21 protein-coding genes and 1 tRNA gene are annotated in these 19,980 nt (G+C 70.1%); 13 read left to right on the top strand and 9 right to left on the bottom strand.

What is annotated here, in order from left to right:
- Both VGD32_RS07250 and VGD32_RS07245 read left to right on the top strand, forming a co-directional pair.
- Nucleotides 1–1,278, top strand: a 1,278-nt coding sequence (locus VGD32_RS07250) for a phosphoenolpyruvate carboxykinase (GTP) (protein ID WP_331031231.1), incomplete at its 5' end; no start/stop codon positions are given.
- Nucleotides 1,279–1,325: 47 nt separating this feature from the next.
- The gene (locus tag VGD32_RS07245) at nucleotides 1,326–2,336 is read left to right on the top strand and encodes an FAD-dependent oxidoreductase (protein WP_331031230.1); all 1,011 of its coding nucleotides are present in this window, start codon (nucleotides 1,326–1,328) and stop codon (nucleotides 2,334–2,336) included.
- Here VGD32_RS07245 and VGD32_RS07240 read toward each other — a convergent pair whose 3' ends face one another.
- Complete coding sequence (locus VGD32_RS07240; RefSeq protein ID WP_331031229.1) at nucleotides 2,337–3,068, bottom strand: TonB family protein; 732 nt, start codon at nucleotides 3,066–3,068, stop codon at nucleotides 2,337–2,339.
- Nucleotides 3,069–3,263: 195 nt separating this feature from the next.
- Here VGD32_RS07240 and VGD32_RS07235 point away from each other — a divergent pair, with 195 nt between their 5' ends.
- Both VGD32_RS07235 and VGD32_RS07230 read left to right on the top strand, forming a co-directional pair.
- A complete protein-coding gene (locus VGD32_RS07235) occupies nucleotides 3,264–4,061 on the top strand; it encodes a transglycosylase SLT domain-containing protein (RefSeq protein ID WP_331031228.1) in 798 nt (265 codons plus the stop codon).
- 84 nt (nucleotides 4,062–4,145) lie between these two features.
- Complete coding sequence (locus VGD32_RS07230) at nucleotides 4,146–5,288, top strand: DUF2336 domain-containing protein (RefSeq protein ID WP_331031227.1); 1,143 nt, start codon at nucleotides 4,146–4,148, stop codon at nucleotides 5,286–5,288.
- Between the two features lie 55 nt (nucleotides 5,289–5,343).
- Here the strand turns inward: VGD32_RS07230 and VGD32_RS07225 are convergent, their stop codons facing one another.
- From VGD32_RS07225 to VGD32_RS07215, 3 genes are all read right to left on the bottom strand, one after another.
- Complete coding sequence (locus VGD32_RS07225; protein ID WP_331031226.1) at nucleotides 5,344–5,820, bottom strand: Hpt domain-containing protein; 477 nt, start codon at nucleotides 5,818–5,820, stop codon at nucleotides 5,344–5,346.
- Nucleotides 5,821–5,886: 66 nt separating this feature from the next.
- A complete protein-coding gene (locus tag VGD32_RS07220; protein ID WP_331031225.1) occupies nucleotides 5,887–6,660 on the bottom strand; it encodes an NAD kinase in 774 nt (257 codons plus the stop codon).
- 31 nt (nucleotides 6,661–6,691) lie between these two features.
- Nucleotides 6,692–7,813 (bottom strand): DUF2336 domain-containing protein, encoded by a 1,122-nt coding sequence (locus VGD32_RS07215; RefSeq protein ID WP_331031224.1) that lies wholly within the window; start codon nucleotides 7,811–7,813, stop codon nucleotides 6,692–6,694.
- Nucleotides 7,814–7,956: 143 nt separating this feature from the next.
- Between VGD32_RS07215 and VGD32_RS07210 the strand changes: the two genes are divergently transcribed.
- The 4 genes from VGD32_RS07210 (at nucleotide 7,957) to VGD32_RS07195 (ending at nucleotide 13,972) form a co-directional block, all read left to right on the top strand.
- Nucleotides 7,957–8,721 (top strand): class II aldolase/adducin family protein, encoded by a 765-nt coding sequence (locus VGD32_RS07210; RefSeq protein ID WP_331031223.1) that lies wholly within the window; start codon nucleotides 7,957–7,959, stop codon nucleotides 8,719–8,721.
- On the top strand, nucleotides 8,718–9,494 hold the full coding sequence (locus tag VGD32_RS07205; RefSeq protein ID WP_331031222.1) for a hypothetical protein: 777 nt from the start codon (nucleotides 8,718–8,720) through the stop codon (nucleotides 9,492–9,494). The genes VGD32_RS07210 and VGD32_RS07205 overlap by 4 nt, the downstream gene beginning before the upstream one ends.
- 135 nt (nucleotides 9,495–9,629) lie before the next feature.
- Complete coding sequence (locus VGD32_RS07200) at nucleotides 9,630–10,751, top strand: efflux RND transporter periplasmic adaptor subunit (protein ID WP_331031221.1); 1,122 nt, start codon at nucleotides 9,630–9,632, stop codon at nucleotides 10,749–10,751.
- Nucleotides 10,751–13,972, top strand: coding sequence for an efflux RND transporter permease subunit (locus tag VGD32_RS07195; RefSeq protein ID WP_331031232.1), 3,222 nt, complete (start codon nucleotides 10,751–10,753; stop codon nucleotides 13,970–13,972). The genes VGD32_RS07200 and VGD32_RS07195 overlap by 1 nt, the downstream gene beginning before the upstream one ends.
- Nucleotide 13,973: 1 nt before the next feature.
- On the opposite strand, the gene VGD32_RS07190 is transcribed toward VGD32_RS07195, so the two are convergent.
- A complete protein-coding gene (locus VGD32_RS07190) occupies nucleotides 13,974–14,462 on the bottom strand; it encodes a cytochrome c family protein (protein ID WP_331031220.1) in 489 nt (162 codons plus the stop codon).
- A gap of 144 nt (nucleotides 14,463–14,606) precedes the next feature.
- Between VGD32_RS07190 and VGD32_RS07185 the strand changes: the two genes are divergently transcribed.
- The 4 genes from VGD32_RS07185 (at nucleotide 14,607) to VGD32_RS07170 (ending at nucleotide 17,505) form a co-directional block, all read left to right on the top strand.
- Nucleotides 14,607–14,918 carry a FeoA family protein gene (locus VGD32_RS07185; protein ID WP_331031219.1) on the top strand — a complete coding sequence of 104 codons (312 nt, stop codon included), beginning with the start codon at nucleotides 14,607–14,609 and terminating at the stop codon, nucleotides 14,916–14,918.
- Nucleotides 14,918–16,789 carry a ferrous iron transporter B gene (feoB, locus tag VGD32_RS07180; protein ID WP_331031218.1) on the top strand — a complete coding sequence of 624 codons (1,872 nt, stop codon included), beginning with the start codon at nucleotides 14,918–14,920 and terminating at the stop codon, nucleotides 16,787–16,789. Before VGD32_RS07185 ends, feoB begins: the two co-directional genes overlap by 1 nt.
- Nucleotides 16,790–16,978: 189 nt before the next feature.
- Nucleotides 16,979–17,356, top strand: coding sequence for a hypothetical protein (locus VGD32_RS07175; protein WP_331031217.1), 378 nt, complete (start codon nucleotides 16,979–16,981; stop codon nucleotides 17,354–17,356).
- A gap of 14 nt (nucleotides 17,357–17,370) precedes the next feature.
- Nucleotides 17,371–17,505, top strand: coding sequence for a hypothetical protein (locus tag VGD32_RS07170; protein ID WP_331031216.1), 135 nt, complete (start codon nucleotides 17,371–17,373; stop codon nucleotides 17,503–17,505).
- 5 nt (nucleotides 17,506–17,510) lie between these two features.
- On the opposite strand, the gene VGD32_RS07165 is transcribed toward VGD32_RS07170, so the two are convergent.
- The 3 genes from VGD32_RS07165 to VGD32_RS07155 form a co-directional block, all read right to left on the bottom strand.
- Nucleotides 17,511–17,586: transfer RNA gene (locus VGD32_RS07165), tRNA-Thr, on the bottom strand.
- A gap of 70 nt (nucleotides 17,587–17,656) precedes the next feature.
- Nucleotides 17,657–18,052: a DUF1761 domain-containing protein gene (locus tag VGD32_RS07160; RefSeq protein ID WP_331031215.1), complete on the bottom strand. Its 396-nt coding sequence runs from the start codon at nucleotides 18,050–18,052 to the stop codon at nucleotides 17,657–17,659.
- A gap of 84 nt (nucleotides 18,053–18,136) precedes the next feature.
- Nucleotides 18,137–18,574 carry an HIT family protein gene (locus VGD32_RS07155; RefSeq protein ID WP_331031214.1) on the bottom strand — a complete coding sequence of 146 codons (438 nt, stop codon included), beginning with the start codon at nucleotides 18,572–18,574 and terminating at the stop codon, nucleotides 18,137–18,139.
- A 103-nt stretch (nucleotides 18,575–18,677) separates the two neighbouring features.
- On the opposite strand from VGD32_RS07155, the gene VGD32_RS07150 reads away from it, so the two are divergent.
- Nucleotides 18,678–19,031: a phage holin family protein gene (locus tag VGD32_RS07150; RefSeq protein WP_331031213.1), complete on the top strand. Its 354-nt coding sequence runs from the start codon at nucleotides 18,678–18,680 to the stop codon at nucleotides 19,029–19,031.
- A 1-nt stretch (nucleotide 19,032) separates the two neighbouring features.
- Here the strand turns inward: VGD32_RS07150 and VGD32_RS07145 are convergent.
- Nucleotides 19,033–19,980: GNAT family N-acetyltransferase (locus VGD32_RS07145; protein WP_331031212.1), on the bottom strand; the 948-nt coding region annotated here is incomplete at its 5' end.

Here is a 19,980-nt window from a genome sequence, read left to right as displayed (position 1 = left end):
CAGGCCGACGTGCCGTGGCCCTGCAACGACGAGAAGTGGATCGTCCACTTCCCCGAGACCCGCGAGATCTGGTCCTACGGCTCGGGCTACGGCGGCAACGCCCTGCTGGGCAAGAAATGCTACGCCCTGCGCATCGCCTCGGTCATGGCCCGCGACGAAGGCTGGCTGGCCGAGCACATGCTGATCCTCAAGCTGACCGATCCCAAGGGCCGCGCCAAATACGTCGCCGCCGCCTTCCCGTCGGCCTGCGGCAAGACCAACCTCGCCATGCTCCAGCCGACGCTGCCGGGCTGGAAGGCCGAGACCATCGGCGACGACATCGCCTGGATGCGCATCGGCGACGACGGCCGCCTCTACGCCGTCAACCCGGAAGCCGGCTTCTTCGGCGTCGCCCCGGGCACCAGCCGCAACACCAACGGCAACGCCCTCGCCACCCTCGCCTCCAACACCGTCTTCACCAACACCGCCCTGACCGCCGACGGCGACGTCTGGTGGGAGGGCCTGAGCAAGGAGGCGCCCGAGGGCCTGACCAACTGGAAGGGCCAGCCGCACGACCCGGCCTCGGGCGAGCCCGCCGCCCATCCGAACGCCCGCTTCGCCGCCCCCGCCGGCCAGTGCCCGGCCATCGCGCCCGAATGGGAAGACCCCAAGGGCGTGCCGATCGACGCCATCCTGTTCGGCGGCCGTCGTGCCTCGGCCGTGCCGCTGGTGACGGAAGCCTTCGACTGGGACCACGGCGTCTTCATGGGCTCGTCGGTCGCTTCGGAAGGCACCGCCGCCGCCGAGAACAAGGTCGGCGAACTGCGCCGCGATCCCTTCGCCATGCTGCCCTTCTGCGGCTACAACATGGGCGACTACTTCGCCCACTGGCTGTCGATGAAGGACCGCACCGAGGCCGCGAAGCTGCCGCGCCTCTACTTCGTCAACTGGTTCCGCAAGAACGAGGACGGCAAGTTCGTCTGGCCGGGCTTCGGCGACAACGCCCGCGTCCTCAAGTGGATCGCCGAACGTCTCGACGGCGAGGCCGGGGCGATCGACACGCCCGTCGGCCGCGTGCCGACGCCGGAGTCGCTCGACCTGTCGGGCCTCAACCTGTCCGAGGCCGATCTGTCCATCCTGCTCGATGTCGACGCCGACGTCTGGGCCGAGGAGGCGGCGCTGATCCCGGACTTCTACCGGATGTTCGGCGACCGTCTGCCCCAGCCCCTGTGGGACCAGCACGCCGCCCTCACGGCCCGGATCGAAGAGACCCGCGCCGCCGCCATCGCCGCGGAGTAGCGACAGCGCGCTTGCAAAACAGTCCCGGGCGGTCGATCTGATCGCCCGTGACTTCTTCCCCGGATGTGATCGTCATCGGCGCCGGCGTGCTCGGCCTGTGCACCGCCGCCGAACTGGCGGGCCGCGGCCACGCGGTGACCGTGATCGACCCCGGCGGCGCCAACGCCTCCTCGGTCGCCGCCGGCATGCTGGCCCCGGCGCTGGAATGCCTGTCCGACGAGGCGACCCCGGAACGCGCCGGGCTGCTGAAACGCTCCCGGGACCTGTGGCCCGAGTTCGCCCGCACCTTCGGCCTGGCCCTGCACCGGGACGGCGTCGACTGGCGCGGGCCGGACGGTCCCGCAGCCGTCGCCCGTCTGACCGCCATGGGCTTCGCCGCCCGCCCGACCCGCACCGGCCTGACCTCCGCCGAGGACTGGCGGGTCGACGTTCCGGCCGCCATGACCGCGCTGGCGCGGGCGCCGGGCGTCGCCGTCATTCGCTCGCGCGTGGCGCGCCTGTCCGCCGAGGCGCGGCGTTGGCGGGTCGAGGCCGATGACGGCCGCACCTGGTTCGCGCCGTCGGTGGTGCTCGCTACCGGCGTCGCCGCCCCGATCCCCGGCCTGCCTGCGCGCGCCGCCGCCGCCGCGGCCGCGATCGAACCCTTCCGCGGCCAGTTGAGCCCGGTTGCCGCCCCGCCGCCCCCGCGCACCCTGCGCACGCCGGATCTTTACATCGTTCCGGCCGCCGGAGGCGTCATCATCGGCGCCACGATGGAGCGGGGGCGCCGGGATCTCGATCCGGACCTCGAGGAGGCGTCCCGGCGCGTGGCCGCCGGTCTCGCCCTGCTCGGCGCCGCCGGCGAGGCTGGTCCGCCGCGGGTGGGAATCCGGGGCGCGACCGCAGACGGCCTGCCGTTGGCCGGTCCCGCCGATGAGCCGGGCCTGCACCTGGCGCTCGCGCCGTTCCGCAACGGCTGGCTGCTGGGACCGCTGGTCGCCGCGATCGTGGCCGACGGGATCGAGGGCCGGGCGCCCGGGCCGGACGCCGCCGCCCTCGATCCACTCAGGTTCGCCTGATCAGTCCGCCGGCGGCGGATTGAAGCGGATGGCGATGTTGACCCGCGATCCCTCGGCCGCCCCGTTGACCGTGCGAGGCGCGATCTTGAAATGGCGCGTCAGCCCTTCCGCCGCCCGGCCGAACCCGTAGTTTCCCGGGGTCTCGGTGGTCAGCCGGCAATCGGCGACGCGGCCGTCAGGCTGGACCAGGCAGTTCAGCGTCGCCAGTCCGCCGACCCCCCGCTCCAGGGCCCGGTCGGGATAGGCCCGCATCAGCTGTTCCGCCGACGGCTGCCGTTCCCAGCGCGGATTGGTGATGATCGCCGGAGGCTGATGAACGGGCTCTGCCGCCGCGCCGTTGTCCACCGGGTCCGTGGACGTCTCGCCGAGAGAGATGGTCGTGCTTTCGGACGCAGCCTCGCCGTCGGCGGCGGCGACCGTCTCGGTCGTCAGCGGTTCGGCCGGCGGATCGTTGAAGTCCGTGTTCGGCGCCTGCGCCGGCGGGGTCGTCGTCACCGGCAAGGGCGGCCTGGGCTTGGGCCGCAACATCTCAATGTCGAACGGGGCCGGGTCGGCCTCGGCGGGCAGCGGCATCTCGAACCGCTGGTAATACATGACGGCGCCAAGGCCGATGTGTCCGGCGGCGACGACGGCCACCGCCATCCAGGTGGTGCGGGTGAAGCGCGGCGTCTTGCGCTCGTTGTAGTCGAAGGGGCTCACCAGTCCGGGGTCGCCCGCGGTTCTGATCATCATGGCCGTCCATCCCTGTCGTTCGCCGCCCCCGCAGCGTCCCACGGCCAAGTTGAGCGCTTCCCTTGGGGCAAGTTTTGGGCGAGCGTCGCCATGAAACCGACACGGAGCGGGAGCCCCGCGGCAAAGGTTAAGGCCCTGTGGACGACGGCCGTCGTGTTAGGATTTGATTAACCACGAACCCGCAGCCTCGAAGGCATGAGCATCGGAGCGATTCCATCCTCTGGCGGAGTCGAGGCGGCCATCCGGCGCGCCTCGAACGCCACCGGCGTGGACGCGGACTTTCTGATCAAGACGGCGCGGCGCGAGAGCGCCATGAACCCGTCGGCGCGGGCGCGTACGTCCTCGGCGGCCGGGCTCTTCCAGTTCATCGAGCAGACCTGGCTTGGCACGGTGAAGGCTCATGGCGCCAAACACGGCTACGGCCAGTACGCCGATCTGATCCACCGCGGTTCCGACGGTCGATGGCGCGTGGACGGCTCGGCGCGCAATGTGGTTCTGGACCTGCGGTTCGACCCGCAAGCGGCTTCGACCATGGCGGCCGAGCTGACCGCTTCCAACGCCGCCTATCTGCGCGGCCGGACCGGACGCGAGCCGGGCGCCGGGGATCTCTACGCCGCGCATTTTCTCGGACCCGCAGGAGCCGCCCAGTTGATGGAGGCGATGGAGCGGCGGCCGGCGATGAGCGCGGCCTCGATCTTTCCGGAGGCGGCCTCGGCCAACCGTTCCATCTTCTACCGGGACGGCCGGCCAGCCACCGTCGCCGAGGTCCACGCCAATCTGCAGCGGACCGCGGGGGAGGGCGCTCCAGCGGCCTCGGCCGCTTCGGTTCCGGCGGCTCCCACCCTGTCCGAACGCGACCAGATGCTCGCCGCCCGGCTCGATCGGCTGAAGCAGGACCAGAGCCTGCTCGCCCTGCTGCTGGGTCAGGACGGCGGCGGCAAGGGCGGTGGCTTCGGCGGGGCGTTCGCGCCTGAAGGCAGTTCGAGCGTCTGAGCGCGAATCCGGCGATGGTAAACGGCCCGTTAGGGATGACCGGTCAATGCTGACCGGCAAAGCCTGACCCCAGAGCGCCCGACCATGACCGCCTACCGCGCCCGCCTGACCGAGACCGACATCCGCCGCCTGATCAAGGCCACGGACGAGGACGAGCGAGCCGCGGCCGCCCACAAGCTGTGCCGCAATATGGAAAAGGCGGAACTGGCCGGGGAAGAACGCGAGGCGGCGCAGAAGATTCTGCGCATGCTCGCCCACGACGCGGCCGAACTGGTGCGGCGCGCCATGGCCGTCACGCTGAAGTCGTCGGACCTGATCCCCCGCGACGTGGCCCGTCGCCTGGCCGCCGACGTGGACAGCGTCGCCCTGCCGCTGATCAACTTCTCGCCGGCGTTCACCGACGAGGATCTGATCGAGATCGTGCAGGCTGGATCGGCGCTGCGTCAGGTTGCCGTCGCCGGGCGGCCGGTGGTCGGGCGGGACGTGGCCGCCGCCATCGCTGAGACCGGGTGCGAGCAGGCCGTCAGGACTCTGGCCGCCAACGACAACGCCGACATCGCCGAGGCGGCGCTGGGCCGCTGCGTCGACCGGTTCGGCGCCTCGCCCGAGGTCGTCGCCGCCATCGCCTACCGGCAGGTCCTGCCGCTTTCGGTGACGGAGCGGCTGGTCGAGCTCGCCTCCGAGGCCGTGCGGGAGCATCTCGTCACGCGCCATGCCGTGGCGCCCGAGACGGCCATTCGGCTGGCCGCTTTCGCCCGGGAACGCGCGACAGTCGATCTGGTCGATCAGGCGTCGAACCACGCCGACCTCGCGACCTTCACCGCCGGCCTCAACGCCCGGCGGGCCCTGACCGGTTCGCTGTTGCTGCGGGCCCTCGCGCGCGGGCAGATGGGGTTGTTCGAGCATGGTCTGGCAGAACTGGCCGGCACGCCCCACCCGCGGGCCTGGCTTATGATCCACGATGCGGGGCCCCTGGGTCTGAAGGCGATCTACGACCGGGCCGGTCTGCCGCCCCGTCTGTTCCAGGCGTTCAGGGCTGGCGTGGACACCTGGCGCGCGCTCCAGGCGGAGGGCGTGGACACCGCCGGCGACCAGTTCCGCCAGCAGATGCTGCAGCGTTTCCTGACCCAGCGTCCGAACGCGCCGCGGGAGGATCTCGCCTATCTGATGGAGCGGCTCGACCAGGAGCCCGCGCCCGTCCGCACGGCGATCGGCGCCGCGGCCTGATCCAATTGCAAACGCCCGCCGGTGGGCGGGCGCTTGGTGACAGATCAGCGGTGGTTCAGCCCAGGTGGTCGGCCACGCCTGCTTCGAGGCTTTCGGCCAGGGCCCGGCCGATCGGATGGTCGTCGGTCTGGATCTGGTCGCGGACCACGGCCTTGATGGCGTCGACGTGGGCGTCGATCAGCGCGCGCGGCGCCGCCATCCGCTTGGTGGGATCATCCATCATCTTGCACAGGGAGGCGGCCAGCCGGGTCACCAGCGGATACTGATAGGTGGCGCCAAGCCCCTTCAGGTCATGGGCCCGGAAATACAGCGTCTCCGCCGTCTGGGCGTCATAGCCCTGGGTGCGGATGTCAGCCTGCGCCTTGTCCAGCTTGACGATCTCGTCCTGGAGCCATTGGCCGAACTGGGAGGACATCGCCTTCAGAGCCTCTTCGGCCTTGGCGATGGCGCTCGCGTCGATACCGCCGAATGCTCCGCCGACCTTGAGGCGCAGCGTATTGGGCGGACGGATGACCTGGGCGGAATTGCTCACGGGCGAGCTCCTGAAGACGAACCGCCCCCATGGTGACGGGACACACTTAAGAACCGGTGCACGTCCTCAGGAGGCGAACTGCTCCGCGAGGACCCGCTCCTCAAATGAGCGGCCGGCGTCGAACAGCATGGTCAGGGCGATGTCGCGGCGCTCGCGGACCTCGACCCGCGTCACCTCCCGCACCTCGAAGCTGTCGGCCGTGGCGCTGACCGGCCGCTTGTCGGGCTCCAGCACCTCGAAGCGGACTTTCGCCGTGTGGGGCAGCAGGGCGCCGCGCCAGCGTCGCGGGCGGAACGCGCTGATCGGCGTCAGCGCCAGGACCCGGGCGTCGATCGGGATGATCGGTCCGTGGGCCGACAGATTGTAGGCTGTGGACCCGGCGGCCGTGGCGACCAGACATCCGTCGCAGGACAGCTCTTCCAGACGAACGCGATCGTCGACGGTGATGCGCAGCTTGGCGCTCTGCCGGGTCTGGCGGAGCAGGGACACCTCGTTGATGGCCAGGCCCTTCTGCGCCTCGCCGGATCGCGTCCACGCCTCCATCTGCAGCGGATGGATGACGGCCCGGCCGGCGGTCGCGAGGCGCTCGGGCAGGCCCTCTTCATTGTAATCGTTCATCAGAAACCCGACGGAGCCGCGGTTCATGCCGAAGACCGGCGTGCGCCGCTGCAGGTTCGCATGCAGGGTCTCCAGCATGAAACCGTCGCCGCCGAGGGCGACTATGACGTCTGCGGACGCGGGATCGGCCGATCCGTACAGCTGCATCAGCCGGTCGCGGGCCGCCAGGGCCTCCGGACGGTCCGAGGCGGCGAAGGCGATGCGGAGGTCGGGCTGGGTCACGCGCCTACGCAAGCCGAGCGTGCAAACGAAGTCAAACGGCCGCTGCTTCGCCCTTGATCAGCGCGCGGAAGGATCGCGCCGCCGACGTCGGAGAAAGAGCTCCGCGCAGCCAGACCCGCTCGCCGGCGTCGCCGGGGAGACCATCGTTGAGCAGCCGGATTTCGACCAGCAAGGCGGGGTAGACCGCGCGATCCACACCGACCGACGCGCAGGCGTAGTACAGCGCCTCCGGGCTTCTCGCCGACATCGCCTCCCGAACTTCGGCCACCGTGAAGCCGCCGAGCGTGGAAAGGGCGTGAACGAACAGTCCCAGACGCCGCTCGCGCACCGACCGGATCAGATAACCGGCCCGCAACTGTCCGGCCGCCTGCAGCTTGGCGACGAGCCGGCGTTCCATCTCGTCCCTGTCCGGGTCATTGGCCGGCGTAGCGGGCGCGCACTGGGAGCGGGCGTCATGAACCGCCTGCTCGACCAATGGCGCGAGTTTCCGGTCGTCCACCTGGAACCGGGCGCAGATGGACTGCCGCAGGGCGACGCCGACCCACTCGTACATCTGCTCGGCCAATTGCGTCGTGAGCCGCGGGTGGCGCGTCAACGGACCGCGCAGGGCCGCCACGCGGCGGGATTGTTCAACAAGTCTGCGGATGCCCTCGAGGCTGATCTCGGCCGTGCGGTTGAAGGCCAGCGCGGTCAGGGTGGCGGGATCACCGCGTTCGATGATGGCGTCCGCCACACGACCGCCAAGGTACGGCCTGCGGGCGATCTCGATCTGATGCTCAAGCGTCGCCTCGACGAGGATGCGCAGGAGATCGTCGTCCTGCAGGATGGGGCTGGCCGCCAGGATGGGACGGGCGATCTCGATCTCGTCCAGGGCGAGGACGTTGATCAGCGCGGGCGGCGCCCAGTCGGCGTCCGCCAGGCGCTCCGACAGGATTTTGCGCACGTCGCGCTCCGCCCGCCGCGCCAGGGTCAGGAAGATTTCGCCCAGAACCGGCGACAGTTCGCCCGTCGGAGGACGGGCGTCGCAGAGCGCCACCACGCCGAGCAGCAGCCGTTCCCGCGCATCCGCGCTGGGGTTGCGGGCGAGGGCCAGCAGGTCCGGATAGGCCGGGGGCGAAGCCATCGAAGGGGAGCGGAACTGAGCGACGGTCAAGGGCGTCTCCGGCGCGCCGACGATTCGGCTCGGGCAAGCGTAGCGGCGGGGCGCTAAAGCAGGGTTAACGGAAGCTGAATCTTGACGTCGGCCGCGCCCGGCGCGAGCGTGCGCCGCCGCACACAACCCCGAGGAGCCGGACCATGGCCGACGGAGCGATCGCCTCGCTGAAATCCCGCGTCTCGGAAGCGGAGTGGAACACGCGCGTGGAGCTGGCCGCGCTCTATCGCCTGGTGGCGCTCCACGGCTGGGACGACATGATCTTCACCCACATCTCGGCCCGCGTGCCGGGGCCCGAGAAGCATTTCCTCATCAACCCGTACGGCTGGTATTTCGAGGAGATGACGGCGTCGTGCCTGGTCAAGGTCGATCTGGACGGGAACATCGTCCAGGAGACCACCAGCTTCATCAATCCGGCCGGCTTCACCATCCATTCCGCGATCCACGCCGCGCGCGAGGACGGCCATTTCGTGATCCATCTGCACACCGTCGCCGGCGTCGGCGTCGCGGCGCAGCAGGAGGGACTGCTGCCGCTGGGTCAGAACGCCTGCCTGCTGCAGCACCAGGTCGCCTATCACGGCTACGAGGGGCTGGCGCTGAACCATGACGAGCGTGAGCGGCTGGTGGCGGACCTGGGGGACAAGCCGCTGATGCTGCTGCGCAACCACGGCACGCTCGCCGTAGGGCAGACGGCGGCCCAGGCTTGGATCGGCATGTTCTTCCTCGAACGCGCCTGCGCCCAGCAGGTGGCGGCGCTCTCCGGCGGACGCGAACATGTGCTGATGGCCCCCGAGGCGGCGCAGGCCGAGACCCGCGAGCAGGGCAAGGGGATCGGCTTCGTCGCGGCGCTGGCCTGGCCGGGGGCGCTGCGAATGCTGGATCGAAGGTCGCCGGGCTACGACGTGTGAACCGCGCGGGGGGGCTGCTGATCGGACTGACGGTTGCGGCCCTCGCCACCCCCGCAGCCGCCGGGGCCTGGAGCCAGCCGAAGGGGAAGGCCCAGGTCATCGTCAAATTCGAGGGCATGCGCGCCGACCGGGGATTCGATCCCGACGGCGCGCTCGCCGATCTGCCGGCCGAACGGCGCGACACGTCGCTGGGCGTTTTCGCCGAGTACGGCCTGACCGACCGGCTGACGCTGCAGTTCAAGGGCGACTGGCAGTCGGGTGAGGATGCCTTTGTCGACTTCGAGGGCCGCGGCCCGATCGAGGTCGGCGTTACATGGCAGGCGTGGCGGAACGAACGGACGGCGATCAGCGTGTATGCGGGCTACGCCGACGGGGGCGAGGGGCGGAACGCCGGCTACGCCCCGCCCGGCGAGGGGGATCAGGACTGGGAGGTGCGCGCCTCGGTCGGCCACAGCTACACCGACGGGACGATCGAGGGCCGGCGGCGGTCGTTCGTTGAACTCCAGGCGGCGCGGCGCATGCGACAGGGCTTGCCGGACGAGGTCCGGATCGACTTCACCCACGGCGTTCACCTCGGAGATGACTGGCTGGTGCTGAATCAGGCCTTTGGCGGGCTGGCGGATGAGGACGGGCCCCGCTGGCTGTCCCTTGAGACCTCCGTGGTCCGCAATTTCGGAGACTGGAGCGTCCAGGCCGGTTGGCGGCAGGCGATCCTCGGCCGTGAAACGCCACGATCCGGCGGCGTCGTCCTCGGTCTGTGGCGGCGGTTCTAGGCCGCCCCGAAAAACCAGCTCTTCGCTGCACGCATCGGCGACGGATTTCGAAACACCGGACGTTGCAGAGACTCTAGTTGCGTCGACGGCGGGAGCCGCTAAGTCGGCTCGTCCCTCGCCCGGAGCCTGCGCCGCGTGATCAAACGCCATTTCTTCCTCGCCGCCGCCGCCGTCCTGCTCGGCCTGATGGTCGTGGCGGTGATCCTGCGCATCGCCTTCGCCGGTGAAGAGAAGGGCGGTGGTCCGGGCGGACGAGGCGGGCCGGGCGGAGGCCGCGGCCAGACCGTGTCCGAGGCGGTCGCCACGCCGCGCCAGTTCAGCGACGAGATCCGGGTTCTGGGCGTGGCGCGGGGCCGGCGCTCGGTCAATATCACCTCCTCGACCAGCGAACTGATCACCCGGGTCCTGTTCACGGACGGCCAGCGCGTCGCCGCGGGCGCCCCGCTGGTGGAACTGCAGGCGCGCGAGGAGGACGCGGGGATCATCGAGGCGCGGGCGCGGGTCGACCAGGCCCAGCGTCAGTACGACCGCTACAAGGATCTGGCCGACCGCGGGATCGCGCCCCGGGCCACCGCCGAGCAATATCTGGCCGAGCTGCAGACCGCCCGCGCATCCCTCACGGCGGCGCAGGCCCGGCGGGGCGACAGGATCATCCGCGCACCCTTCGCCGGCGTTCTCGGGCTGAGCACGGTCACCGCGGGCACCTTGGTCAATCCGGGCGCCGTCATCACCACCCTCGACGACATCGATGTGATCCGCGTCGATTTCCCGGTGCCGGAACGCTACCTCGGCATGCTGCGCCAGGGCACGCCTATCGTCGCCACGGCCGACGCGTTCGAGGGTCAGGGGTTCGGCGGCCGGATCGCCCTGATCGACACCCGGGTGAACGAGCAGACCCGTTCCGCCACCGCAAGGGCCGAGATCGCGAATCCCGGAGGCCGCATCCGCCCCGGCATGCTGGTCCGGGTCGCGGTGCAGCAGGGCGTGCGCACGGCGCCGGCGGTGCCGGAAGCCGCGGTTCAGTATGAGGGCGACGGCGCCTTCGTCTACCGGATCGCTCGGGGCGAGCGGGGCTCGACGGCCCAGCGCGTCGAAGTCGAGACCGGCGCCGTCGAGGGCGGCTTCGTCGAAATCCTGTCAGGCCTCGAGGCGGGCGAACGCGTGGTCGGGTCCGGTCTCAACCGCATCCAGCCCGGGGCGCCGGTGCGCGTCGCCGGCGCTCGTCCGACGGCGCCGGTCAAGGGCGCGCGGTCATGATGTTGTCGGACGTCGCGGTTCGACGCCCCGTCTTCGCGGCGGTCGCCGCGATCGTGCTGTGCGTCATCGGCGCGGCGGCCTTCTTCTTCCTGCCGGTCCGGGAGCTGCCCGACGTCGACCCGCCGATCGTGTCGATAAGCACCTCCTACGCCGGCGCATCGGCCGAGGTCATCGAGAGCCGGATCACCGAGCCGATCGAGCAGCAGATCGCCGGCATCCAGGGCGTCGAGCGGATCAACTCCACCAGCCGCGATGGACGCTCCAACGTCTCGATCGAATTCTCGCTCGACCGCGATATCGACGCCGCCGCCAACGACGTGCGCGACCGTGTCTCCCGGGTGCTCGGCCGCCTGCCGCAGCAGGCCGATCCGCCGACGGTCGCCAAGGCCGACACCGACAGCCAGCCGATCATGATCCTGTTCCTGCGCTCCAGCTCGATGGATCGCCTGGCGCTGACCGACTATGCCGACCGGTACCTGATCGACCGGCTGGCCACGGTGCCGGGCGTGGCCCAGGTCCAGATCTATGGCGAGCAGCGCTACTCGATGCGGATCTGGCTCGACCCGGCGGCGCTCGCCGCGCGCGGCCTGACCGTCAGCGACGTCGAAAGCGCCCTGACCAGCCAGAACGTCGAACTCCCGGCGGGCACGCTGGAGTCCGGACAGAAGGATTATACGGTCCGGGTGGCGCGCACCTATGCGCGGGCCGAGGACTTTCGGCAGCTGCCCATCGGCACGGGCGGCTCGGCGTCGGCGACGACGGGCGGCGGTCAGTCCTCAAGCGCCACGGCGCTGCCGAGCGGCGCGACCGGGGCCATCCAGGGCGCGGCCAGCTACGTCACCCGGCTGGGCGACATCGCCCGGGTCGAGGAGGCGCCGCAGGAGGATCGCCGGCTGTTCCGCGGCAACGGCCTGGACCAGATCGGCCTCGCCATCACCCGCCAGGCCCAGTCGAACGACCTGGCCATCTCCGACGGCGTCACCGAGATGCTGGAGAGCATCCGGCCCAGCCTGCCGCCGGGCGTGGAGCTGGTCGTGGGGTCGGACAACTCCGTCTTCACCGCGCACGCCATCGACGAGGTCTGGATTACGATCGGCATCTCGCTGGTGCTGGTGGCGCTGGTCAATTTCATCTTCCTGGGCACGCTGCGGGCGGCGTTCATTCCGTCGATCGTGGCCCCGATCTGCCTGTTGTCGACCTTCATCGTGCTGGCGCCGCTCGGCTTCTCCCTGAACCTGCTGACCTTGCTGGCCCTGGTGCTGGCCATCGGCCTGGTCGTCGACGACGCCATCGTGGTGACCGAGAACATCCAGCGCCGGCTCGACCACGGCGAACCGCCGCTGGTCGCCGCTGAGCGGGGCGCACGGCAGGTGTTCTTCGCCGTGGTGGCCACGACAGTGGTGCTGCTGGCCGTGTTCGCGCCGCTGCTGTTCCTGCCCGGATACGTCGGCCGGCTGTTCGTGGAACTGGCGGCGGCGATCGCCGCGGCCGTGGCCTTCTCCGCCTTCCTCGCGCTGAGTTTGTCGCCCATGCTGGCGTCGAAAATCCTACGGCCGGCCGCGGGCAGCGGCTGGCTGGCGCAGCGCGTGGATCGCGCCATGGAAGCGCTGAAGAACTCGTATCGGCACTCGCTCGAGGCCCTGCTTGGCCGCCGCAGCGCCGTGGTGGGCGTCGCCGCCCTGATCCTGTTCGTGGCCGGCGGTGCGGCGGCCATGTTCTTCACCCTCCCCAATGAGCTGGTTCCGGACGAGGATCGGGGCCGCGTGACCGTCCGGGTGCAGGGGCCCGAGGGCGCCGGCTTCGACTATACGCGGCGCATCATGCTCGGGCTGGAGCCGATCCTCGAAGAGTATCGGCAGGGAGGCGAGGTCGACAGCTATCTGATCTCCGCGCCCGGTTTCGGCGGCGGCAGCTTCAACTCGGGTAACGCCGTCCTGACCCTGAAGGACTGGTCGGAACGCAACCGCTCGGCCGACGAGATCGCCCAGGACCTGAATGGCAAGCTGCGCGGCCAGACCGACGCCCAGGTCAACGCCTCCGTGCCCGGCGCCTTCCAGCGCGGCGGCGGTAACTCCAACTCGGTCGAGATGGTGGTCACCGGGGCCGAGTACGAGGACATCTACAACTGGCTGCAGCCAGTTCTGGCGGCCTCGCTGGAGAATCCTGGCCTCTCGCGTCCCCGGCTGAACTACGAGCCGAATGCGCCCCGCCTGCTTGTCGACGTCGATCCGGAGAAGGCCGCGGCGCTGGGCGTGTCGTCGCAGGCGATCGGCCGCACGCTGGAGACCATGTTCGGGTCACGTCGGGCGACCACCTATCTGCGCGGCGGGCAGGAATACGATGTCGTCCTGCAGACCGAACGGGCCAACCGCCGGAACGTCGGCGACCTCGAGGCCCTGTACGTCGAGACCGGCGCCGGCCAACTGGTGCCGTTGTCAGCCGTCGTCACGACCCAGACCTCCGGCGATACGCCCGACCGGCGGCGCCTCGACCGCCAACGGGCGATCTCGCTCAGCGCGGACCTGAATCCCGGCACCACCATCGCTGACGCGACCCAATTCCTCACCCGGGTGGCGAACGAGCAGCCGCAGGGGGTGGTCACCACCCAGTGGGGCGGCGCGGCGCGGGACCAGCAGGAGGCAGGCGGCGCGGTCGCCGCGGCCTTTGGCCTGGCCCTCCTGCTGGTCTTCCTCGTGCTGGCGGCCCAGTTCGAGAGCTGGATCACGCCGGCCGTGATCATGCTGACGGTGCCGCTGGCGGCGGCGGGTGGGCTGTTCGGCCTCGTGATGGCCGGCTCAAGCCTCAATATCTACAGCCAGATCGGTCTGATCATCCTGATCGGCGTGGCGGCCAAGAACGGCATCCTGATCGTCGAGTTCGCCAACCAGCTGCGCGACCAGGGCCGGACGATCCGCGAGGCCATCGTGGAGGCGTCGACGCTGCGCCTGCGCCCGATCATCATGACCTCGATCGCCACGGCGTTCGGGGCCTTGCCGCTGGTGCTGTGGCAGGGCGCGGGCGCGGGCAGCCGACAGACCATCGGCGTGGTCATCTTCGCCGGGGCCATGTTCGCCACCCTGCTGACCCTGTTTGTGGTGCCGGTGATCTATGGCGTGCTGGCGCGCTTCACCCGGTCGCCCGAGTACACCGCCCGCAAGATCGAGGAGTGGGAGGCGCAGGAGACGACGGCGAACGACGCCGTCCCCGCCGCCGCCGAATAGTTCAGGGCCGGGCCGGCGGGGCGTAGCCGGTCTCGACCTTGAGGAAGGCGATGACGTCGCGGCGATCCTCGGCGTCGGGGATGCCGGCGAAGCTCATCTTCGTGCCCCTCAGGAAGGTGCGGGGGTTCTCGAGCCACTCATCCAGCCGCGCGGCGTCCCAGGCGAAGCCGGCCTGTCTGAGTGCGGTTGAGTAGTTGTAGTCGGGATGACCGCCGGCCGGGCGGCCGAACACGCCGTACAGGTTGGGGCCGGTCATGTTCGTCCCGCCCTCGCTGATGGTGTGGCATGACCGGCAGCGGGCGAAGACGCGGCGACCGTTCTCGAGATCGGCCTGGTCGTAGGGTGCGGGCAGGGTGGCCAGAAGCTCCGCCTTCTCCGCCGCCGTGGGGGCCGGGCGCGTCGGCGCGGATGCGGCGGCCTCGCCCTCTCCCTCCCGGCTGCAGGATGCGAGAGCCAGACCGGCGAGGACGATCAGGGCGGGACGGTTCATCGGGGCCTCCATGGTGTGGCGCAGTGATAGCGCACCAGACGCTGGCGACAACGGCTGCGACGCTTCGACAGGGTGGACGGACCGCTATCGCACCTGATAATCACTGTCATAAAGGCGCACCGGTCGCGCCGCTGCGTGAGCGTCATGTCCGACACCATTCGACTCAGCCAGGCCCGCCGCGGCGAACGCGGCGTCATCGTCCAGGTCGGCGACCACTGCCACCACGATGAGCATGCGCTGGAGCTTGAGCGCCGGCTGCTGGAGCTGGGTTTTGTCGAGGGCGCACGCGTGGAACTGCTGCACGAGGGACTTCTGGGCCGTGACCCGATCGCCATGAAGGTCGACGACATGCGGGTGGCCCTGCGCCGGCACGAGGCCGCCGGACTGACGGTCCGCGTCGAGCGCGCGCCCGCCCTGGCCCCCGCGCCCGTCTCCGCCGGGCGGGTTCCGGCCTGATGGACATGGCGGTTCGGAGCGCGCGGGTCGCGCTCGTCGGCAATCCCAACAGCGGCAAGACGGCGCTGTTCAACGCCCTGACCGGCGCGCACCAGAAGGTGGCGAACTACGCCGGCGTGACGGTCGAGCGCAAGGAAGGCTTCATCCGCGGGGGCGACGGACGGACGCTGTCCGTGCTCGATCTGCCCGGCACCTATTCGCTGCGCGCCCGCAGCCCGGATGAGGAAGTCACCCGCGACGCGGTGCTGGGGCGGTTGGCCGGCGAAACCCCGCCGGATGTCATCGTCTGCGTGGCCGACGCGACCAACCTGAGGCTGGTGCTGCGGCTGGTGCTGGAACTGAAGGCGGTCGGCCGCCCGATGGTGCTGGCCCTGAACATGTACGACATCGCCCAGCGCCAGGGCCTGCGGATAGATCTGGACAGGCTGTCGGCCGAGCTGGGCCTGCCGATCGTCACCACCGTCGCCACCCGGCGGCGCGGTATCGAGGAGCTGGTCTCGGCGATCGAGGCCGCGGCGGGGACATGGTCGACGACCGCCGAGATGGCGTGGGTTCCGCCGGACGCCGCGGCCCTGCGCGGCGCCGCGCGGGAGGCCGAGCGGATCATGAAGGCCTGCGTCCAGCCGCCTGAGCGGCCGGACACTCTGACGGGCCGGATCGACTCGGTGCTGCTGCATCCGGTCGGCGGCCTGGTCATTCTGCTGGCCCTGCTGTTCGTCATGTTCCAGGCGGTCTTCACCTGGGCGACGCCGCTGATGGACGGCATCGAGGGCGCGCTGGGCCTGCTCGGCGCCTGGGTGGCGACCGTTATTCCGGATGGCGTCTGGCAGAGCCTGATCGTCGACGGCCTGATCTCCGGCGTCGGCAGCGTGCTGGTGTTCCTGCCGCAAATCCTGATCCTTTTCCTGTTCATCATCGTGCTCGAGGACTTCGGCTACATGGCCCGGGCCGCCTTCCTGATGGACAGGATCATGGGCGGGGCAGGGCTGCACGGCCGGGCCTTCATTCCCCTGCTGTCCAGCTTCGCCTGCGCCATTCCGGGGATCATGGCCGCCCGGGTCATCGACTCGAAGCGGGATCGTCTGACCACCATCATGGTGGCGCCGCTGATGACCTGTTCGGCGCGGATACCGGTCTACACCCTGATCATCGCCGCCTTCATTCCGAACCGGACGGTGTGGGGCTTCGCCAACATGCAGGGGCTGGTGATGTTCGGCCTGTACGCCACGGGCATCCTCAGCGCCCTGGCAGTGTCGTTCGTGATCCGGCGCATCTTCTGGCGGGGGGCGGTCGAGCCCTTCATGATGGAACTGCCGGCCTACAAGACGCCGGATGTGCGCAGCGTGGCCTTCAATCTTTGGCTCCGGGCCCGGATCTTCCTCGAACGGGCCGGACGGATCATCCTGCCGTTGATGGTGCTGATCTGGGCCCTGTCGACCTTTCCGTATCCGCCGGAGGGGGCTACGGCGCCGGCCATCGACTACAGTTTCGCCGGCATGATCGGGAAGGCGCTGGAGCCGATCTTCGCGCCCATCGGTTTCAACTGGCAGATGGTCATCGCCCTGATCCCGGGCATGGCGGCGCGGGAGGTGGCGGTGGCCGCCCTCGGCACCGTCTACGCCGTGGCCGATCCCGAAAGCGCCACCGCCGTGCTGGCGACGACCCTGGCCGGGCAGTGGTCGCTGGCGACGGGCCTGGCCTTCCTCGCCTGGTACATCTTCGCCCCCCAGTGCGTGGCCACGCTCGGCGTGGTCAAGCGCGAGACCAACTCGTGGAGGTGGATGTGGGTGATGGTCGTCTACATGTTCGCCCTCGCCTATCTGGCGGCCCTGATCACCTATCGCGTGGCGGTCACACTCGGGGGCGGCTGAGCGGCTCTCAAGCGAACGATGGTTGACAAATCCTTTCCGATCCGGCGATTCGTCGCGGGTCCGGGGAGAATTGTCGTGCTGTCGCCGCTGAAACCTCTGCTTTGCAGACATGATTTCTATTGGTCCGAGCGGCATCGCGCGGACCGCTGCCGACGGTGCGGGAAGCGCCAGGCGGCCGAGGCGATCGACGTGCTGACCGGCGAGCCGCTGGCGGTCGGCGGACTGGCGGCGACGCCGCTGACGCTCGACGCCCTGCCGGAATTCACGCCCGCCGGGAGCGCCTTCATCGATTTCGAAGAGCCTCAGCCGCGCCTTGTCGCCCGGTCGCCGAAGACGATCCGGCCCAGCGCCAAGGTGCTGAAGGCCCAGGCGCGGGAGCGGCGCGAAAGGCTGCTGGACCTGTTGGACCGGCTGGCCGAGGGGGCCCGGCCTACCCGGGAGGAGGCTATCGACGCCGTCCTCGCGGTGATCGAGGACGCCCATTCGGCCGATCCCGTGCTGTTCGGCGAGGACGCGGCCGGGCATTTCGCGCGGCTGCATGAAGCCCGATCGGCTCCGAGATGCTGAGCGCCGGCGGAGCCATGGCCCGGCCGGCCGCGCGGAGCCGGTCGCTGCTCGCCGTCTTCCGCAGCCTGTTCTGCCATCACCAGTGGGACACGAGCCGGAGCCGCAAGGGCGCCTTCGTGTGCCGGGCCTGCGGGGCGCGCAAGGCCTGAGGGCGTGGTGCCGGTTGCAGGACTCGAACCCGCGACCTTCGGTTTACAAAACCGCTGCTCTACCAGCTGAGCTAAACCGGCGTCCGTGGCGACGGCGGCCCTTATGCTGGCGAGCAGCGGTCGAGGCAAGCGGGTCGTCAGGCCTTCGGCTTCATCCTAGGCCGCCGATGATGGCGCCGCCGAGGGCGTAGACGACCAGCAGGTGGCTCCAGTCGATGGGCAGCAGGCCCATGTCCGAGGTCTGGTAGATGAAGCCGTAGGCGGAGGTCATCAGGGCGAAGCAGACGCCCGCGACGAGACCGGTCTTCAGCCCGGCCATCCAGCCGGCGTCGCCGTCACGGGCGATGAACCAGCCGAGGCCGACCATGGTCACGAAGGTCTGGACCACCCCCAGCAGCATCCACAACGAATTGCCGGAGCCTTCGTCAGTAACGCCGGTCAGGGCCATCCACTGCTCCTGGAAGATCAGGCCGTACCAGAGGAAGCCGATGAAGAAGGCGACCACGGTCGCCACGATGATGCCGAGCCAGTTCAGTTTCGCGTTCATGGAATCGCCCCTCCCAAGGCGTGCGGCTAAGTCCGCAACCGGACACAGGCTAGCCGCGCCGGGGCGCCCGTCAATGAACATCGATCACTCAAGCTGGGCGGCGATGCGAGCGGCGAGGGCGCGCAGGGAGTCCGGCTCGGCCATGGGGGCGTGGCCGTGGCCTTTCATGGGGCGGCCGGACCAGCGCGGCACGATATGGAAATGCAGGTGGAACACCGTCTGGCCGCCGGCCTCGCCGTTGAACTGCATGATCTGGAAGCCCTCGGGCGCGAGGGCCTTGACCACCGCGCGGGCGGTGCGCCGGGTGGCCTCGATCAGGCGCGCCAGAACCTCGGGCTCGATGTCGAGCAGGGTGCGGGCGGTCGAGGTCTTCGAGACGATCAGCACGTGGCCCTCGGACTGCGGGAAGACATCCATGAAGGCGAGGACGTGGTCGTCCTCCCAGACCTTCACCGAAGGGATCTCGCCGCGCAGGATCCGGGCGAAGATGTTGTCGGGATCGTAGGGGGCCTGGAGGGTCATCGGGGCTCTCTGGTCTGTTCAGGCGAGGCTAGCAACGGCGGCGCGGGGAGGGGAGCCCCGGCGGCGTTCGGGTGTTATGGTCAAGGTCCAGAAGGAGTCGGCCATGCTGCGTTTCATCGTCCAGTTTCTCGTCACCTGCCTGGCCCTGTGGCTGGCGGCGGAGGTCGTGCCCGGTGTCGGGTTCAGCGATACGCCGTCGCTGCTGCTGGCCGCGGTCCTGCTGGGCGTCGCCAACGCCATAGTGCGGCCGGTGCTGACGGTGCTGACGTTTCCGCTGACGATCATCACCTTCGGCTTGTTCCTGCTGGTGGTGAACGCCGCGGTGATCGGTCTGGTGGCGGCGCTGCTGGGCGGCTTCACCGTCGACGGGCTGTGGGCCGGAATCGGGGCGGCGATCGTCACCGGCGTGGTCAGCTGGATCGCCGGCTGGTTCATCGGCGGCGAGCGGCGGGCCTGAGTCACCGCAAGTCCTTGCGGAACGGCGAAAGCCCGGCGGTCAGGGCGCCGATTTCAGCGTCCACGGCCGGGCGTTCGCGCTCCAGATAGTCGGCGATCGGCGCGCGCAGGGCCGGGTCGGCGATCCAGTGCGCCGAGTAGACGGGTGAGGGCAGGTAGCCGCGGGCGATCTTGTGCTCGCCCTGGGCCCCGGCCTCGACGCGGGACAGGCCGCGCTCGATGGCGAACTCGATGGCCCGGTAGTAGCAGAGCTCGAAATGGAGGAAGGGCGCCTCCTCGAGCGCGCCCCACTGGCGGCCGTAAAGGGCGTCGCGGCCGATCAGGTTCAGCGCCCCGGCGATGGGCGTCCCGTCGCGGAAGGCCATGATCAGGGCGATGCGATCGGCCATGGTCGCGCCGATGCGGCTGAAGAAGTCGCGGGTCAGGTAGGGCCGGCCCCATTTGCGCGAGCCGGTGTCCATGTAGAAGGCGAAGAAGGCGTCCCAGTGGGCCTGCTCGAGGGCGGCGCCGGTGAGGACGCGGATGTCGAGGCCGGCGTTGGCTTCGCGGCGCTCGCGGCGGATGGTCTTGCGGCGGCTGGAGGACAGGGCGGCGAGGAAATCGTCGAAGGTGGCGTAGCCGCCGTTGCGCCAGACGTACTGCATGTCCTGGCGCTGGAGCAGGCCGGCCTCTCCCATGGCGGTCCAGTCGTCGCGGGTGGGGAAGTTGACGTGCAGGGAGGAGACGCCGAGCCGTTCGGTCAGGGCGAGGGCGCCCTGCAGCAGCGCCTCCCGGACGGCGACGGCGTCGGCGTCGGGACGGGCGAGGAAGCGGGGCCCGGTCACAGGGGTGAAGGGCACGGCCCCGAGCAGCTTGGGATAGTAGCGGCCGCCGGCGCGTTCGTAGGCGTCGGCCCAGCTGTGGTCGAAGACGTATTCACCCTGGCTGTGGCCCTTGAGCCAGAGCGGCAT

Source organism: Brevundimonas sp. (assembly GCF_036402095.1).
Lineage (GTDB): Bacteria > Pseudomonadota > Alphaproteobacteria > Caulobacterales > Caulobacteraceae > Brevundimonas.
Note: the sequence above shows the minus strand (reverse complement) of the source record. Positions and strands in the feature narration are given on the sequence as shown.

Excerpts from the sequence above, each read along its gene's own strand:
- VGD32_RS07240 (WP_331031229.1), bottom strand. The coding sequence starts at position 3,068 with ATGATGATCAGAACCGCGGGCGACCCCGGACTGGTGAGCCCCTTCGAC.
- VGD32_RS07235 (WP_331031228.1), top strand. The coding sequence starts at position 3,264 with ATGAGCATCGGAGCGATTCCATCCTCTGGCGGAGTCGAGGCGGCCATC.
- VGD32_RS07230 (WP_331031227.1), top strand. The coding sequence starts at position 4,146 with ATGACCGCCTACCGCGCCCGCCTGACCGAGACCGACATCCGCCGCCTG.
- VGD32_RS07210 (WP_331031223.1), top strand. The coding sequence starts at position 7,957 with ATGGCCGACGGAGCGATCGCCTCGCTGAAATCCCGCGTCTCGGAAGCG.
- VGD32_RS07195 (WP_331031232.1), top strand. The coding sequence starts at position 10,751 with ATGTTGTCGGACGTCGCGGTTCGACGCCCCGTCTTCGCGGCGGTCGCC.
- VGD32_RS07190 (WP_331031220.1), bottom strand. The coding sequence starts at position 14,462 with ATGAACCGTCCCGCCCTGATCGTCCTCGCCGGTCTGGCTCTCGCATCC.
- VGD32_RS07185 (WP_331031219.1), top strand. The coding sequence starts at position 14,607 with ATGTCCGACACCATTCGACTCAGCCAGGCCCGCCGCGGCGAACGCGGC.
- feoB (WP_331031218.1), top strand. The coding sequence starts at position 14,918 with ATGGACATGGCGGTTCGGAGCGCGCGGGTCGCGCTCGTCGGCAATCCC.
- VGD32_RS07170 (WP_331031216.1), top strand. The coding sequence starts at position 17,371 with ATGGCCCGGCCGGCCGCGCGGAGCCGGTCGCTGCTCGCCGTCTTCCGC.
- VGD32_RS07160 (WP_331031215.1), bottom strand. The coding sequence starts at position 18,052 with ATGAACGCGAAACTGAACTGGCTCGGCATCATCGTGGCGACCGTGGTC.
- VGD32_RS07155 (WP_331031214.1), bottom strand. The coding sequence starts at position 18,574 with ATGACCCTCCAGGCCCCCTACGATCCCGACAACATCTTCGCCCGGATC.
- VGD32_RS07150 (WP_331031213.1), top strand. The coding sequence starts at position 18,678 with ATGCTGCGTTTCATCGTCCAGTTTCTCGTCACCTGCCTGGCCCTGTGG.